The organism is Faecalibacterium sp. i25-0019-C1 (assembly GCF_042854225.1).
GTDB lineage: Bacteria > Bacillota > Clostridia > Oscillospirales > Ruminococcaceae > Faecalibacterium > Faecalibacterium taiwanense.
Genome location: NZ_AP031428.1, coordinates 2,479,069 through 2,496,155 on the forward strand (window position 1 = coordinate 2,479,069; position 17,087 = coordinate 2,496,155).

Sequence of the window (17,087 nt, forward strand, 5' to 3'; positions counted from 1 at the left end):
TCAGCCTTGCGTCCGTAGTCATTTTGTGATACAATATTCCTGACAGGAGGTGTCCCGTATGATGCAGACGTTCGTTCGCCCTTCCCGGGATCTGCGCAACCATTACGCCGAAATTTCGGAAATGCTCAAAGACCACGACCATGTGATTATCACGAATCATGGCCGTGGGGAATCAGTTCTCATCAACATTGAGGACTACGCCAAGTACGAGGAGTTCTTGCACCAGCGGTATGTTGCCGAGGCACTTGCCAAGGCAAAGCAGCAGGCGGCTGACCCCGACACGCAATGGGCAGACCACGAAAGTGTATGGGAGACGCTGGGCAAGCAGTATGACGTATAAAATCAAATATCTGCCCCTTGCTGTACAGGACCTGAACGATATCGCCCGATATCTGTCTGGCTTTTACCCTAAAACAGCTAGCCGCGTACTGAAAGAGCTGCGGGAGAAGATCACAAAATTGGGCGATACCCCGAAAATGTGCGAGATCTACCGCCTCGACCCTGCTTACCGTAGGATGGTCGTTGACCAGTATCTTGTGTTTTACCGCGTCAACGATGAAATAAAGACTGTGGAGGTCCACCGTGTGCTGCGAGGTGCGTGGAATCTGCCGCAGTATCTAGAATAAATCCAGGTTTGCCTGCCCTTGGCAATGCTCTGTCACAAAAGTCCTCAGACGGTTGTCTGGGGCTTTTTTGCTGCGCCATCCACTAACCCACGTCAGAGCAGGACGAGAACCGCATCTGTTTTCCCCGCAAGGTTTTCCATTGCATTTCATAGAAAAGTGTGTTTCAATAAAAAGAGCCATACGGCGATCAGACGCAGTGAGAAGGTGGGTGCAGGATGTTCAAAATTGCGATCGTAGAGGATCAGGAAGAAACACGGGAAAGCCTGAACCGGTTCGTCCGGCAATATGCGCAGGAGCAGGGCCTGCAGGTGGAAATCAGTCTCATCACAGACGGTGCCGAGATCGCAGAGCACTATACGCCGGGATTCGACATCATTTTTATGGATGTGGAGATGCCACGGCTGGACGGTTTTGGAGCGGCCGAAGCCATCCGGGCCGTGGATGCGGATGTGGTGCTGGTCTTTGTGACCAACATGGCACAGTATGCCATCCGAGGCTACGAGGTAGATGCACTGGATTATGTGCTGAAGCCGGTGAACTATTATCAGTTCTGCACCAAGCTTTCCCGCGCCATCCAGCGGGTGCAGCGGCGCAGAGGCGGGCAGGTGGTGCTGCAGCTGGCGGGCGGCGGCATCCAGCTGCTGGACACCGCTGATATCTATTATCTGGAGACCCACAGCCGGATGCTGTACTACCACACTTCCAAAGGCGAGTTCGCGGCACGCGCCAGCCTGCAAAGTGCCGAAAAGCAGCTTGCCGAGTATCATTTTGTCCGCTGCAACCAATGCTATCTGGTCAATCTGGCCTACGTCAAGGGCATTGAAAACGACTTTGCCCTTGTGAAAAACGACCGGCTGGAGATCAGCCGACGGCAGCGCACGGCCTTTCTTACCGCAGTAGCGTCCTACATGGGAGGTGTGCTGTGACCACATCGCTGCTGAACAGCCTGCTCCGGGCGCTGCTGCGCTGGGGCGCGGCGCTGGTCTTTTGTCTGCCTTTGCGGCATCGCTCCCATTTTTGGGCGCGCGCCTGCGGGATGCTGCTCCCGCTGCTTTTGCTGGCGCAGCTGCTGGACCCTCTGGCACAGTCCACAACACTGTGGCAGCAGCAGCTCCTGCTGCTAGTACTTTACATCTCCTTTTTTGCGCTGCTGGGCGGGATGATCTATCTGTGTACGGATATCAATAAAAAAGGTGCCCTGTACTGCGCAGTATGGAGCCTGCTCATCGCGCAGTGCGCCTACGAGAGCTGGTGCTTTCTGGAGCTGCAGTTTACCCGGTATGGACACCCGCTGAACATGGCTTCCCCTTGGGCGGTTCTGGTACAGCTGCTGTCCGGGGCGGTATTCTTTGCGGCGGTGTACATCCTGCTGGCACGGCAGCTTCCTTATAAAGGAGAATACAACATCGGGCCCCGGCAGCTGTTCAGCGCGTTCTTCATTGGCATCCTGTTCATGGTGCAGGCCGCCGTGCTGGACAATGCCCGCGCCGAACAGACTCCGCTGAGTCTTACCGTTACCATTCTGATCGGGCAGTTCTATTTTATCACCCTGCTGTATTTCCAGAGTGAGCTGTTCAAGAAGTCTGCCATGGAAAAAGAGATGAGTGAACTGAATCTGCTGTACGAGCGTCAGCGTCAGCAGTATCAGGTGGCCCGGCAGAACGTGCAGATCATCAACAAGCGCTGCCATGAGCTGAAAGTGCAGATTGCCAATCTCCGCAAGCTGTCGCCCGAAGAGGTACCGCCGGAGCGCATTGATGAGGCCGAGCGCGCAGCCCGCCTGTATGACGCGAACCGCAACACCGGCAACGAGGTGCTGGATGTGGTGCTGACCGAGAAGAGTCTGCTGTGCGAGTCCCGGGGCATCCAGCTGAATGCTGTGGCAAACGGCAGCTGTCTGGGCTTTTTTGAAGCGGGGGATCTGTACGCAATGTTTGCCAATGCGCTGGATCACGCCGTGGAAAGCGCGGTGCAGGTCTCCCGGCCGGAGTGCAGGGTCATCGATCTGCTGGTCTGTGTGCGGCAGGGTTTTGTGGTGGTGAACATCATCAGCCCGCTGCGCCCGCCGGAACAGCAGGCAAGCCGCTCTGCACAATACGAGCTGAAGGTGATCCGTCGCATCGTGCAGAAGTACAAAGGCACTTTGACCTTGGAAGAGCAGGGAGAGTTTTTTGCGGAAAAGATCATCTTTCCGCTGCAAAAATAAGTTAAGAAAACGGCAGCCGCCGCAGAAGTTCCGGAAACGGAAGGACTGCGGCGGTTTTCTTTTTGCGGTTTGTTGGATACATCTGCTTGTGAAAAACTTACAAATATATCAGTTCACATTTGGCAGTCCAAAACCGAATGCGCACGCAAAACGACCGATTTTCGCACGCATCTTGCGAAATACGGCCACTCTGATAAAATAATGACAAAGAACAGAGAACAAGAAAAAATCACTGTACCACAGCAAAAACAGGAGGAATCGGATGCGTAGTATTGCAAAGCTCATGAAGGACTGGCAGTTCACCGGCCCGAACGGCGTTACCACCGCCGTAGAGCTGCCCCATACATGGAATGCCAGGGACGGTCAGGACGGCGGCAACGATTACTGGCGGGGCTGCTGCACCTACTGCACCCGCTTTGCAGCACCGGTGTACGACCCGGCACAGCAGCAGGTATGGCTGCAGTTCGAGGGTGTCAACGCCAGCGCTGCCGTTCTGCTGAACGGTCAGCAGCTCTGCACCCATGACGGCGGCTACTCCACCTTCCGGGTAGAGGTCACGGAACTGCTGCAGGCAGAAAACCAGCTCACGGTGCGGGTGGACAACAGCGTCAACGACCGCGTTTACCCCCAGAAAGCAGACTTCACCTTCTACGGCGGCATCTACCGGGATGTGAGCCTGCTGGTGGTGAACAAAAACCACATCGCACTGGGACACTTTGGCGATACCGGCGTGAAGATCACCCCCACCCTGAAAGAGGGCAGCGCCGACATCCAGGTGGAAACGCTGGTGGAAGGCAGCGGCACCGTGACGGTGGAGCTGCTGGATGCCGAGGGCCGCACCGCTGCAAAGGGCGAAGGCGAAAATACTTTCCTCCATCTGGATGCTCCCCACCTGTGGAACGGCGTGAAGGACCCCTACCTGTACACCTGTGTCGTCCGCTTGCTGCAGGACGGCAAGCCGGTGGATGAAGTGACCACCAAGGTGGGCCTGCGCAGCTTCTCTGTAGACCCAAAGAAGGGCTTTTTCCTCAATGGTAAGCCCTATCCCCTTCACGGTGTGTCCCGCCATCAGGACCGCAAGGGTCTGGGCAACGCCATCACCCGGGAGATGCATGATGAGGACATGGCGCTGATCCGGGAGCTGGGTGCAAACACCGTCCGGCTGGCGCACTACCAGCACGACCAGTATTTCTACGACCTGTGCGACCAGTACGGCATGGTGGTCTGGGCAGAGATTCCCTACATTTCCGAGCATCTGCCCAATGGCCGGGAAAATACCATCAGCCAGATGAAGGAGCTCATCCACCAGAACTACAACCACCCCTCCATCGTCTGCTGGGGCGTGTCCAACGAGATCACCATTTCCACCAAGGACAAGGCGAATATGCTGGACAACCATCGGGTGCTCAACGAGCTGTGCCACAAGATGGACTCCACCCGCCTGACCACGCTGGCCTGCTACGCCATGTGCGGCCCCTTCAACCCGGTGGCGCACATCACCGATCTGGTCAGCTGGAACCTGTATCTGGGCTGGTATGTGCCGGGCCTGTTCCTGAACGACCTGTGGATGGACTTTTTCCATCTGGTATACCCCAACCGTCCGCTGGGCTTTTCCGAGTACGGTGCCGAGGGCATGCCCAACCTCCACAGTGCCCACCCCCGCCGGGGCGACCACACCGAGGAATATCAGGCCAAGTACCACGAGTATATGCTGAAGTGCTTTGATCGCCACCCGTGGCTGTGGGCGACCCATGTGTGGAACATGTTCGATTTTGCAGCCGACGCCCGGGATCAGGGCGGCGAGCCGGGCATGAACCACAAGGGTCTTGTCACCTTTGACCGAAAGACCAAAAAGGACAGCTTCTACCTCTATAAAGCATGGTGGAGCGAGGAAAACTTCGTCCATATCTGCTCCAAGCGGTTCACCGACCGTACCGAGAAGGAGATCGAGGTCAAGGTCTACTCCAACCAGAACACCGTCGCCCTGTATGCGGACGGCAAAAAGCTGGCAGAGCAGACCGGCGAGCACATCTTCAAGTTCCGCGTGCCGCTGCATGGCAAGGTGGAGCTGAAGGCCGTTGCAGGCGACTGCATCGACACCGCATCCTTCTGCAATGTGGCAGAGCCGAACCCCAGCTACAAGCTGGTGAAAACCAAGTCCAAGAGTGCAAACTGGGTATAAACAAGGACATTCCGCTGTCTGGCGGTTGTTATACATGAAAAGGAGGAGAACCAATGAATACCAAAAAACCCAAAGTACGTTTGTGGTCGGTGCTCACTGCGCTGACGGCAATTTTGACCATCGCCGCCATCGTGGGCAACATGATCGCAAATCAGTACGCCACCACCCTGAACGTTGCTCTGAATGCATCGACCTATAAGATCATCAAGGGCAACACTACGGAAGATACCGAATACTTCAAAGCGGGCTTTGCTTCCGACAAAGAGCGTGAGGCTTATGAGGCTGAGCTGTGCGCCACCGTTGAGGCCGAGGGCGCTGCCCTGCTGAAGAACGACAACGCTGCCCTGCCGCTGGCAGGCAGCGCCAAGGTCAGCCTGTTCGGCCATGGCTCTGTGGACCTGATGTACGGCGGCACCGGCTCCGGTTCCGTGGATACCAGCAAGGCCCCCAACCTGAAGGAAGCACTGGAAGCTCAGGGCATTCAGGTCAACCAGACGCTGTGGGATCTGTACAAGTCCGACAGCATGATGACGAATTACAGCCGCATTACCCCGGCCTCCATCTCGGATACGCTGGAAGCAAACACCCAGTACGCTGTCAATGAAGCTCCGTGGAGCGCACTGTCCAGCGCCGAGAGTAGCTTTGCCGAGTACGGCGATGCTGCCATCGTGGTGTTCTCCCGCTCCGGCGGTGAGGGCGCAGACCTGCCCAGCGGTGCCAACGGCACCAACGACAGCTGGATCTCCGGTTCCGAGGGCAGCGGCAACTATCTGGAGCTGTCTGCTGAAGAGATCGAGCTGCTGAAGAACCTGAAGGCACTGAAGGACAACGGCACCTTCAAGTCCATCGTCGTCCTGATCAACAGCTCCAACGCACTGGAGATGGACTTTCTCAACCCTGCCATCTGCGGCGAGGACTACGGCATCGATGCCGCCATGTGGATCGGTGATGTGGGCCAAACCGGCATCAACGGTGTGGGCCAGCTGCTCGCCGGCACTGTGACCCCCTCCGGCTCTCTGGTGGACACCTACCTGTACGACAATCTGGCAAACCCTGCCATGTACAACTTCTACACCCAGGCCTACCCCAACGCAGCAGAGTACAACCTGCTGACCGAGGGTGCAGACGTGCAGGGCATGTACAGCGTCTATCAGGAAGGCATCTATCTGGGCTACCGCTACTTCGAGACCCGTTACGAGGATGTGGTCATGGGCACTGCCAAGGCAGGCGACTATGACTGGGCCACCACCGTTGCCTATCCCTTCGGCTACGGCGACAGCTACACCACCTTCGCTTACAGCAACTTCAATGTGGCCGAGTCTGACGATGCCTTCACCGTCACCCTGAAGGTCACCAACACCGGCAAGACCTATTCCGGCAAGGAGACCGTGCAGGTCTACTTCCAGTCTCCCTACACCGACTACGACAAGGCAAACGGCATCGAGAAGGCCGCTGCAGAGCTGTGCGGCTTTGCCAAGACCGATGTGCTGGCTCCCGGCGCTTCCGAGGATGTGACCATCACCGTGAAGAAGAGCGAGCTGCGCACCTACGACGCAAACAACGCCAAGACCTACATTCTGGATGCCGGTGACTACTACTTCACCGCTGCTACCGATTCTCACAACGCTGTCAACAACATCCTTGCTGCCAAGGGCTACACCGTGGCCGGCACCAATGGCCGCATGACCGAGGACGGCGATACTTCTCTGGTCTGGAAGTGGACCAACGAGGCACTGGATACCACCACCTACGCCACCAGCGCCAACGGCACTGCCATCACCAACCTGTTCGATGAGTCCGACCCCAACAAGAGCAGCGATGCTCCCGGCAGCGTGACCTGGATGAGCCGCTCCGACTGGACCGGAACGGTTCCCACCCAGCCTGCAGCCCTGACCGCCAACGAAACGCTGGCTGCAGATCTGGCCTTTACCCAGTACGACGGCACCGAGGCCGACAGCGTCGAGATGCCCACTCTGGGTGCCAAGAACGGCCTGACCCTCGCTTCCATGATCGGCAAAGGCTTCGACGATCCCCAGTGGGAGACCCTGCTGGATCAGCTGACCTTCGATGAGATGGTCAACACCATCACTCTGGGCTTCCACAACACTGCGGCGGCTGCCTCCATCGGCAAGACCGCTACCAAGGACGAGAACGGCCCGCAGGGCCTGACCGCTGCCCTGACCGGCGGTGCATCCGCCATGTGCTACACCTCCGAGGATGTCATGGCTGCCACCTTCAATGTGGACCTGATCAACGAAGTGGGCAAGTGCATCGGTGAGGACTGCCTTGCCATGGGTTACTCCGGCCTGTACGGCCCCGGCATCAATATGCACCGCACCGCCTACTCCGGCCGTAACTTCGAGTACTACGCCGAGGATCCCTTTGTGGCCGGCACCATCTGCGCTGCCGAGGTGCAGGGCATCCAGTCCAAGGGCGTGTATGTCTACCTGAAGCACGTTGCCCTGAACGACTCCGAGACCAGCCGCCGTGGTGTCAACACCTGGCTGAACGAGCAGACCGCCCGCGAGATCTATCTGGAAGTGGCCGATAAGGCCATCACGGATGGCGGCGCATGGTGCGTGATGACCGGCTTCAACCGCTGGGGCGCAACCTGGTGCGGTGCCAACGCCAACCTGCTGAACGGCTTCCTGCGCGAGGAGCTGGGCATGCGCGGCATGTGCATCACCGACTTCTCCGGCTCCAGCCAGTACATGGATCTGGTGGACGGCCTGATCGCCGGTTCTGACATCTGGGACAGCCCGATGCCCAAGATCCACACCACCAAGGCTGCCAACTACGAGAACGATGCCTACATCGTGACCCAGATGCGCAATGCAATGCATCACATCCTGTACACCGTGGTCAACTCCAACGCCATGAACGGCTGGTCTGCAAGCGATACGCTCAAGACCGTGCTGCCCTGGTGGCAGACTGCGATCTATGCACTGATCGCCGTGCTGGCTGTGCTGACCGTGCTGTGCGCATGGCAGCTGAGCAAGGCCCTCAAGCGCAAGAAGGAGCTGGCAGACACCGCTCCTGCTGTTGACCAGAAGTAATTCCGGTCTGCACGATCCCTGACCCCATGTTACGGCAGCCTGCCCCGAAGGCGGGGCGGGCTGCCGCTTTTTATCAAAGACAAAAGGAGAGACCGCAATGGGCGAACAAAAAACAACGGCGTCGAGTGTGAACCGCGCCAAAACCTACCAGCTGGTGCTGTTTCCGCTGAACAACGGCGCGACCAACGTGTACTATGTGCTGGTGCTTTCCTACATCGCGACCTTCGGCAGCAAAGTGCTGGCCCTGAGCATGCTGTTTGCTTCGGTGATGGTCACCGGCATGCGCCTGTTCGATGCCGTCACCGACCCCATCATTGGTGCCCTCATGGACCGCACCAACGGCAGGTTCGGCAAGTTCCGGCCCTTCATGGTCATCGGCAACCTCATCATGGCGGCAAGCATTCTGGTGCTGTACTGCCTCACCCCGCTCATCCCCGCCAGTGCCATGGGGCTGCGCTACGCTGCGTTCGTTGCCCTGTATGCCGTGTGGGTCATCGGCTACACCTTCCAGACCAGCTGCACCCGCTCCGGCCAGACCGTGCTGACCAATGACCCCAAGCAGCGTCCCCTGTTCACCATCTTCAACACGGTGGGCAGCCTGCTGGGCATGGGTGCCATGCAGTTCTTTGCCCCCATCCTTGCCAAGAACTATGAGGGCGGCTACGCTTCCGCCGGGTTCTTCCGCACGCTGGCTCCGGTGGGCATCGTCATCTCCATCCTGCTCACCCTGCTGGCTGTCATCGGCATCTGGGAGAAGGACCAGCCCAAGTACTTTGGCATCGGCGGTGAAAAGACCGAGAAGATCAAAGTGAGCGAGTACATCCAGATCATCAAAAACAATGATCCCATGCAGCGGCTGATGGTGGCCGGTGCAGGCTGCAAGCTGGCACTTTCCATCGCCACCAACACCACCGTGCTGTGCATGCTGTACGGCTGCATGATGGGCAACTACGACGGCCTGTATCTGCCCATGATGGTGCTGGGCTATGTGTGCAGCGTGCCCTTCTTCCTGCTCACCGTCCGCACCAGCCAGAAGGAGGGCCAGAAGGCCAGCCTGATGAAGTACGTCAGCGTGGCGCTGGTGTGCTATGTGGGCGTGCTGGTGCTGCTGCTGCTCTGGGGCCGCGGCGATGCCTTCACCCTGTCCATTCTGGGCGAGAACGGCCTTTCCATCAACCTGTACACCATCCTGTTCATCGCTTTCTTCGGCATCGGCTACGGTGCTTACTACGCCACCGCCGATATGCCCATCCCCATGGTGGCCGACTGCTCCGACTACGAGACCTACCGCAGCGGCAAGTATATCCCCGGCATCATGGGCACCCTGTTCAGTCTGGTGGACAAGCTGGTGTCCAGCCTGTCCGCTACCGTTGTGGGCATTGCGGTCAGCTTTGTGGGCCTGCAGAGCCTGCCCACCCAGTATGACCCCTACACCCCGGGCATGAACTGGGTGGTCATCGTGCTGTTCTGCATCATCCCCATGGTGGCATGGGCGGCTACCCTCATCGCCATGAAGGGCTACACCCTGACCGGTGCCAAGATGAAGGAGATCCAGGCTGTCAACGCCTGCCGCCGCGATGCAGTGGCTAAGGGCATGAAGCTGGAAGAAGCCATGGACAAGTGGCAGACCATGGATCAGCTGCCGGCGGAATACCGGAGCTGAGACGCTGTATGGAACTGAATACTGATCTCACCGGCGCAAGCGGCACGCTGCTGCCCACGCAGGGGGGCTGGCGTTCGAGTTCCTAATTCTCCACCACAAAAATCCTCAGACATTCGTCTGGGGATTTTTTGTTTGGTGGTGGTATAGGACTCGAACTATTTCTCCCCGGATACAGGCAAAAAACGAACAAAGGCAGGGTACCACCATGAGGGTGGTATCCTGCCTTTTGAATCTTTGTGTGGAAAATCTGCTTACAGCAGCGGGATGCCTGCCTTGGCGCAGGCTTCGCGGGTGGCTGCGTCCCAAACGCTGGCCTGCACTTCGCCAATGTGGGCGCTGCCCAGCAGCAGCATGCACAGACGGCTCTGGCCGATGCCGCCGCCGATGGAGTAGGGCAGCTCACCGTTCAGCACGGCCTTGTGGAAGGGCAGGGCACGGCGGTCATCGCAGCCGGCCATGGTCAGCTGCTTGTCCATGCTTTCAGGGCTGACGCGGATGCCCATGCTGCTCAGCTCATAGCTGCACTGCAGCGGGTCGTTCCAGAACAGCAGATCGCCGTTCAGATCCCAGTCGTCATAGTCGGGGGCACGGCCGTCATGGGGCTTACCGCTCTTCAGCGGAGCGCCGATCTTCATCAGGAAGGTGGTGCCGTGCTCCTTCACAAAGGCGTTCTCACGCTCCTTCGGGGTCAGGTCCGGGTACTGGTCCTCCAGCTCCTGCGTGGTGATGAAGGTGACGTTGGGGCTGTGCAGCGGCAGCTCCTGCAGCTGGGGGAACATGGCGTGCAGGTTCATCTCGGTGGCGCAGACAGCGGACACGATGGAGCGCACCACGCTCTTGAGGTAAGCCTCGTTGCGGTCTTCCAGACGGATCACCTTTTCCCAGTCCCACTGGTCCACATAGATCGAGTGCAGGTTGTCCAGATCTTCGTCACGGCGGATCGCGTTCATATCGCAGTACAGGCCCTTGCCCACACGGAAATCGTAGTCCTTCAGGGCCTTGCGCTTCCACTTTGCCAGTGACTGCACCACCTGTGCCTCAATGCCGCTTTCCTTGATATCAAAGGTAACTTTGCGCTCGACACCGTTCAGGTCGTCGTTCAGACCGGTGGATGCTTCCAGAAACAGCGGAGCAGACACGCGGTACAGGTTCAGTGTGGCGCACAGGGTGTCGGCAAACAGACGCTTGACCGTACCAATGGCGCGCTGCGTGTCGTACAGGTTCAGCGCGGGCGTATAGTTTGCCGGGATGATGGTTTTGCTCATAACAAAATACCCCTCTTCTGTTGGATTCTGGCCCTGATTTCCCAGTACAGGGCACGGCTTTTAAACCGGAAAATACTGGTTTCATTATGGCATATTTTTTTAAGAAAGTAAAGTGAGAAGGCAAAAAAAGAGACCGCCGGTAAGGCAGTCCCGTTTCCGCAGTGAGAAGGGCGGCTTTGCATCAGCCGAAAAGCCCCTTCAGCAGGATCAGCAGCACTTTTACAAAATCGCCGGTGCCCAGCAGCTTGTACAGAGAGATCAGAGTAGATAACATGAATGTTTTGCTCCTTTTTTTGCAATTTCGGGTCAAAATGCCCGGCATGCATGGAATACGGCTGGGCAGAGCAGCGGATTGCAGGAAAAAATTGGGAGAAAACAAAACGGCACCCGTGCCGCTGCAAAAGCAGTACGGGTGCCGGAAGAGCAATTGTTTTTCAACAGCTTCAGCGCTTTACGTTGAAAGCTGCCATGCCGGGGTAAACGGCGCTGCCGCCCAGCTGCTCCTCAATGCGCAGCAGCTGGTTGTACTTTGCAACACGCTCGGTACGGCTGGGAGCACCGGTCTTGATCTGGCAGGTGTTCAGAGCCACGGCCAGATCGGCAATGGTGGTGTCCTCGGTCTCGCCGGAGCGGTGAGAGCTGATGGCGGTGTAACCGGCCTTGTGGGCCATCTTGATGGCCTCCAGCGTCTCGGAAACAGAACCGATCTGGTTCAGCTTGATCAGGATCGTGTTGCCTGCACCCAGCCCGATGCCCTTGGCCAGACGCTCGGTGTTGGTCACAAAGAGGTCGTCGCCCACCAGCTGGACCTTGCCGCCCAACTCGCGGGTCATCTCCTGCCAGCCTTCCCAGTCCTCTTCATCCAGGCCGTCCTCGATGGAGATGATGGGGTACTTTTCCACCAGACTCTTCCAGTGTGCGATCAGCTCGCTGGAGGTGAACTCGGTGCCGGCCTTGGGCAGCTTGTAGAAGCCCTTGCCCTTGGGGCTCTTCCACTCGGAGGACGCGGCATCCATAGCCAGCATGAAGTCCTTGCCGGGCACGTAACCGGCCTTTTCGATGGCGGCCAGAATGGTCTCAATGGTCTCCTCGTCGCTGGACAGGTTGGGGGCAAAGCCGCCCTCATCGCCCACGGAGGTAGCCAGCCCCTTGGCCTTCAGGATGGAAGCCAGGGCATGGAACACCTCAGCGCACCAGCGCAGCGCCTCTTTGAAGGAGGGTGCACCCACCGGCATGATCATGAACTCCTGCGTATCCACGGTGTTGGTGGCGTGTGCGCCGCCGTTCAGAATGTTCATCATGGGCACGGGCAGGCGGTTGCCGTTCACACCGCCCAGAAAGCGGTACAGCGGCATATCCAGAGAAGCAGCGGCTGCACGGCAGGCGGCAATGGACACGGCCAGAATGGCGTTTGCGCCCAGATTGGATTTATCTTTGGTGCCGTCGGCCTTGATCATGGCAGCGTCGATGGCGTAGATGTCGGAGGCATCCATGCCCACAACAGCATCAGCAATGACGGTGTTGATGTTCTCAACAGCCTTGGTCACGCCCTTGCCCAGATAGCGGCCCTTGTCGCCGTCCCGCAGCTCCAGAGCTTCAAACTCACCAGTGGATGCGCCGGAAGGTGCGCAGCCGCGTGCCACAGTGCCGTCGGCCAGCGTGATCTCAGCTTCCACGGTGGGGTTGCCGCGGGAGTCCAGGATCTCGCGGCCTACAACAGATTCAATTTCCAGATAGTTCATCTCGAAAACCTCCTGAATATCATTTCCTTCCCTGTGCTGCCCGGGGCGGGCAGACGGGTGACGGCCAATTATGATAGTTATGTCTAACTAACCAATAGTATCCTACCACGCTTTCCGGCCCGGTGCAAGAGCCGACGCGCATGTTTGCGGATGTAAACTTTTTAAGGGGCAAAAAAGGCAGCTGATGGGGCAGAACATTCCGGCAAAGCAGGAAACAGCTGGTCTTTACAGTCTGCCCACTGGCAGCAGCGGGGATGCGTCATGCCTATCATATTAATTTCATATGGCAGATATACTAAAATTTTTCTTTACTTTTTGTCAGGATGACTCTATACTGTTTTTGGTTCTAATATGTTTCTTTATGGTAGATAGAGGAGGATTTTCTATATGAATAAGGATCTGACGGTCGGCAAGCCGTCACAGGTTTTGTGGCAGTTCTGCCTGCCCATGTTCGGCAGCATCATCTTCCAGCAGCTGTACAACATTGCCGACAGCCTTGTTGCAGGCAAGTTCATCGGCGAGAATGCACTGGCTGCTGTGGGCAACAGCTACGAGATCACCCTGATCTTCATTGCATTTGCCTTTGGCTGCAACATTGGCTGCTCGGTCATCGTGTCCCGCTACTTTGGCGCAAAGGACTACGATGAGATGAAGACTTCGGTCTACACTTCCCTGATCGGCTCTGCCGTGCTGTGCGCCGTGCTGATGCTGATCGGCCTTGTGGGCTGCCACAGCCTGCTGGAGCTCATCAACACCCCGGAGGAGATCCTTGCGGATTCTTCGCTGTATCTGGATATCTACGTGCTGGGCCTGCCCTTCATGTTCTTCTACAACATCGCCACCGGCATCTTCTCCGCTCTGGGCGACAGCAAAACGCCCTTCTATTTTCTGGCAGTCTCGTCCCTGTCCAACATCGGCGTGGACATCCTGTTCGTGGCCGGTCTCAAGATGGGCGTAGCCGGTGTGGCATGGGCCACCTTCCTGTGTCAGGGTGTGAGCTGCGTGCTGGCCATGGTGGTGGTGTTCCGCCGCATCGGTGCCTTCAAGTCCACCCACAAGGTGGTGCTCTTCTCCTGGAACATGCTGGGCAAGGTGGCCGTGGTGGCCATTCCCAGCATCCTGCAGCAGAGCTTCGTCTCTGTGGGCAACATCATCCTGCAGAGCGTCATCAACACCTTTGGTGCCAGCGTCATTGCAGGCTACTCTGCAGCCGTCAAGCTGAACAACATGGTCATCACTTCCTTTACCACGCTGGGCAACGGCATCTCCAACTACACCTCCCAGAACATGGGCGCGGGCAAGATGGACCGTGTGCACAAGGGCTTTGGCGCAGGCCGCAATCTGGTGTGGATCATCTGCGTGCCCATCGTGCTCCTGTACTTCTTCTTCGGCCGTTTCCTGCTGCTGCTGTTCATGAATGACCCGCAGGGTCCGGCCATCGACACCGGTATGCTGTTCCTGCGCATCCTGTCTCCCTTCTACTTTGTGGTGTCGCTCAAGCTGGTCACTGACGGCATCCTGCGCGGCTGCGGCATGATGGTGCGCTTTATGATCGCCACCTTCTCCGACCTGATCCTGCGCGTGGGCATCGCCATTGTGCTGAGCAGCACTGCTCTGGGCAGCACGGGCATCTGGATGGCATGGCCCGTGGGCTGGTGCATCGGCACCGGCCTGTCGCTGGTGTTCTACTTCACCGCCATCCGCAAGGTCCTTGCAGAGTCTCTGGCCAAAGCGGAAGCAGAGGGCAAAGCTGCCGAGGCACGTGCAGAGGCCGAGTTCGCCGCAGATGCTGAAATGGAGACCCTGTAACCCTTTTGCAACTTGTGAATTGTGTTCACCTGACACACAAACAAAATGAAACAATTGAAATAGTGCACAAAACAGACCCATTGCTTTTGGCTATTTTGGCGACAAAGTCCACAAAATGCCCCTGAAAGTATGGACGGTTTGTGAATTGCGGATTTTGGCTCACAGGTCTATAATATTGATAACGAAGCAAGGTCGCTTTGAGGGAAAGAGGGCCTTGCTTCCGTTTTTATACTGAAGCACGAATGCTCCTAAGGAGGATATTCACTATGAAAAAGATGATTTCTCGTCGTAATTTCCTGGCCGCTGCAGGTGTTGTTGCTGCAGCCGGCGTTCTGACTGCATGCGGCGGTTCTTCCAACAGCACTGCTGCTTCCGCCTCTACCGCAGCTTCTGGTGCCGCTGCTTCCGGCGACACCATCAAGGTGGGCGTTCTTGGACCTCTGACCGGTGATGTTTCCGTTTACGGTCAGGCCGTTGTCAACGGCGCTACCCTGTACCTGAAGCAGGTAAACGAAAAGGGCGGCATCAACGGCAAGCAGCTGGAGATCATCGCCATGGATGAGCAGGGCGATGCAACTCAGGCTGTTACCTGCTTCACCAAGATGTGCGATCAGGGCATCACCGCTCTGGTGGGCGATGTTACCACCACCCCGACTCTGGCACTTGCTGCCGAGAGCGCAGACTACAACATGCCCATGGTCACCGCTTCCGCTACCGCTGAGGCTGTCACCTACGATGCCGAGACCGACACCGTGAACGAGAATGTGTTCCGCGCAACCTTCACCGACCCGTTCCAGGGCATCAAGATGGCTGACTACGCTTACCAGCGGTTGGGCTACACCAAGGCAGCCGTCATCTTCCAGAAGGGCGCTGACTACAACGAGGGTCTGGCAGAGAACTTCGTCAACGAGTTCGAGAGCCTGGGCGGCACCATCGTCGATCAGGAGACCTACTCTGAGGGCGATGTGGACTACAAGACCCAGCTGACCACCATTCTGGGCAAGGCTCCCGAAGTGGTGTTCTGCCCCAACTACTATCAGGAAGTCGGTCAGATCCTGGCTCAGGCTGAGAGCATCGGTCTGGCAGTTCCCTTCCTGGGCGGCGACGGCTGGGATGGTCTGGAAGGCTACGCAACTGCCGACCAGCTGAAGGATGCCTACTTCTGCGCAAACTACGCAAAGGGCTCCAACCCCGACTTTGAGGATGCCTACAAGGCTGAGTACGGTGAGGAGTACCCCAACGGCTTCGCTCCTCTGGGCTACGATGCTGCCATGACCGTTGTCTATGGCATTCAGGCTGCTGAGGATGCCGGTCTGGCTGCCGGTGATGACGACTATAAGCAGGCCGTCATCGATGCTATCGCAGGCGGCACCATCGATGGCATCACCGGCACCTTCACCTTCGATGAGCACCACAACCCCGTCAAGCAGACCGCTATCCTGTGCTTCGACGGTGCAACCCCCGTTCTGAAGGAAATGTTCTGATCTGCTTTGATTCTGCGCACCGGTGTGCGGCATAAAGGCAGCACTCAGAAATAAAAGACCCATTGCGGAGACCGCCGGAACAGGTTTTGCTCGGCCGTCTCCGCTTTTTTGGTAAAAAAGTGCATTCCCCAAAAGGCGTGCAAACGCCGCAAAGAAAGGAAGTATCAGTCCATGACAGTGTTTTTTAGCCAGCTGATCAACGGCTTGTCCCTTGGCAGCATCTATGCACTGATCGCACTGGGTTACAGCATGGTGTACGGCATCATCCTGCTGCTGAACTTTGCCCATGGCGATGTCATTATGGTTGGTGCGTACATGTCCTGGTTCGTGATGAATCAGCTGGGCCTTGGCCCGGTCACTGCTGTGTGCGCCACCATCATCACCTGCACGCTGCTGGGCGTTGTGATCGAGAAGATCGCCTACACCCCGCTGCGCAGCGCACCCCGTATCTCCCTGCTGATCACGGCAATCGGCGTGTCCTTCTTCCTGGAGTACACTGCAGAGCTGATCCTTGGTTCCGGTGCAAAGGTCATTCCGGCCTACTACACCAACCAGACCTTCCGCATCGGCTCTGTGCCGCTGGGCCTCACCTCTGTCATCACCCTGCTGGTCACGGTGCTGTCCATGCTGGTGCTCACCTTCCTTGTGCAGAAGACCAAGCTCGGCAAGGCCATGCGTGCCGTGTCTGAGGATATGGACGCTGCCCGCCTGATGGGCATTAACGTCAACAGCACCATTTCCTTTACCTTTGCGGTGGGCTCCGCACTGGCCGGTATCGGCTCGGTGCTGTACTGCTGCAGCTACCCGCAGGCGACCCCCACCATGGGCTCCATGCTTGGCCTGAAGGCCTTCGTTGCAGCCGTTCTGGGCGGCATCGGCTCCATCCCCGGTGCCATGATCGGCGGCATCGCCATCGGCCTGTGTGAGTGCTTTGTTTCCGCCATCGGCCTTTCCGCATGGAAGGATGCCGTCACGTTTGCGATCCTGATCATCGTGCTGCTGGTCAAGCCCACCGGCTTCCTTGGCCGCAAGGTTCAGGAAAAGGTGTAAGGAG

Annotated in this window: 12 protein-coding genes; 10 read left to right on the forward strand and 2 right to left on the reverse strand. The window is 57.7% G+C overall.

Annotation, left to right across the window (positions count from 1 at the left end; all coding sequences use genetic code 11):
- Positions 1 to 58: 58 nt before the first annotated feature.
- The 7 genes from ACGHUK_RS12200 (at position 59) to ACGHUK_RS12230 (ending at position 9,733) form a co-directional block, all read left to right on the forward strand.
- The gene (locus ACGHUK_RS12200) at positions 59 to 340 is read left to right on the forward strand and encodes a type II toxin-antitoxin system prevent-host-death family antitoxin (protein WP_005935267.1); all 282 of its coding nucleotides are present in this window, start codon (positions 59 to 61) and stop codon (positions 338 to 340) included.
- Positions 330 to 626 (forward strand): type II toxin-antitoxin system RelE/ParE family toxin, encoded by a 297-nt coding sequence (locus tag ACGHUK_RS12205; protein ID WP_005942795.1) that lies wholly within the window; start codon positions 330 to 332, stop codon positions 624 to 626. The genes ACGHUK_RS12200 and ACGHUK_RS12205 overlap by 11 nt, the downstream gene beginning before the upstream one ends.
- Positions 627 to 841: 215 nt before the next feature.
- Positions 842 to 1,552 carry a LytTR family DNA-binding domain-containing protein gene (locus ACGHUK_RS12210; RefSeq protein WP_005942793.1) on the forward strand — a complete coding sequence of 237 codons (711 nt, stop codon included), beginning with the start codon at positions 842 to 844 and terminating at the stop codon, positions 1,550 to 1,552.
- Positions 1,549 to 2,832, forward strand: coding sequence for a GHKL domain-containing protein (locus tag ACGHUK_RS12215; protein WP_390574436.1), 1,284 nt, complete (start codon positions 1,549 to 1,551; stop codon positions 2,830 to 2,832). The genes ACGHUK_RS12210 and ACGHUK_RS12215 overlap by 4 nt, the downstream gene beginning before the upstream one ends.
- A gap of 262 nt (positions 2,833 to 3,094) precedes the next feature.
- Positions 3,095 to 5,014, forward strand: coding sequence for a glycoside hydrolase family 2 protein (locus tag ACGHUK_RS12220; protein WP_390574437.1), 1,920 nt, complete (start codon positions 3,095 to 3,097; stop codon positions 5,012 to 5,014).
- A 53-nt stretch (positions 5,015 to 5,067) separates the two neighbouring features.
- Positions 5,068 to 8,070, forward strand: coding sequence for a glycoside hydrolase family 3 C-terminal domain-containing protein (locus ACGHUK_RS12225; protein WP_390574438.1), 3,003 nt, complete (start codon positions 5,068 to 5,070; stop codon positions 8,068 to 8,070).
- A gap of 97 nt (positions 8,071 to 8,167) precedes the next feature.
- Positions 8,168 to 9,733, forward strand: coding sequence for an MFS transporter (locus ACGHUK_RS12230; protein WP_390574439.1), 1,566 nt, complete (start codon positions 8,168 to 8,170; stop codon positions 9,731 to 9,733).
- Between the two features lie 251 nt (positions 9,734 to 9,984).
- Here the strand turns inward: ACGHUK_RS12230 and asnA are convergent, their stop codons facing one another.
- Together asnA and eno are read right to left on the reverse strand one after the other, a co-directional pair.
- Positions 9,985 to 10,998: an aspartate--ammonia ligase gene (gene asnA, locus ACGHUK_RS12235; RefSeq protein ID WP_005942692.1), complete on the reverse strand. Its 1,014-nt coding sequence runs from the start codon at positions 10,996 to 10,998 to the stop codon at positions 9,985 to 9,987.
- Between the two features lie 443 nt (positions 10,999 to 11,441).
- Positions 11,442 to 12,740 carry a phosphopyruvate hydratase gene (eno, locus tag ACGHUK_RS12240; RefSeq protein ID WP_390574440.1) on the reverse strand — a complete coding sequence of 433 codons (1,299 nt, stop codon included), beginning with the start codon at positions 12,738 to 12,740 and terminating at the stop codon, positions 11,442 to 11,444.
- A gap of 387 nt (positions 12,741 to 13,127) precedes the next feature.
- On the opposite strand from eno, the gene ACGHUK_RS12245 reads away from it, so the two are divergent.
- From ACGHUK_RS12245 to ACGHUK_RS12255, 3 genes are all read left to right on the forward strand, one after another.
- Positions 13,128 to 14,549 (forward strand): MATE family efflux transporter, encoded by a 1,422-nt coding sequence (locus ACGHUK_RS12245; protein WP_390574441.1) that lies wholly within the window; start codon positions 13,128 to 13,130, stop codon positions 14,547 to 14,549.
- Between the two features lie 266 nt (positions 14,550 to 14,815).
- The gene (locus ACGHUK_RS12250; RefSeq protein ID WP_097781300.1) at positions 14,816 to 16,033 is read left to right on the forward strand and encodes an ABC transporter substrate-binding protein; all 1,218 of its coding nucleotides are present in this window, start codon (positions 14,816 to 14,818) and stop codon (positions 16,031 to 16,033) included.
- Between the two features lie 171 nt (positions 16,034 to 16,204).
- A complete protein-coding gene (locus ACGHUK_RS12255) occupies positions 16,205 to 17,083 on the forward strand; it encodes a branched-chain amino acid ABC transporter permease (protein ID WP_223388612.1) in 879 nt (292 codons plus the stop codon).
- Positions 17,084 to 17,087 lie beyond the last annotated feature (4 nt).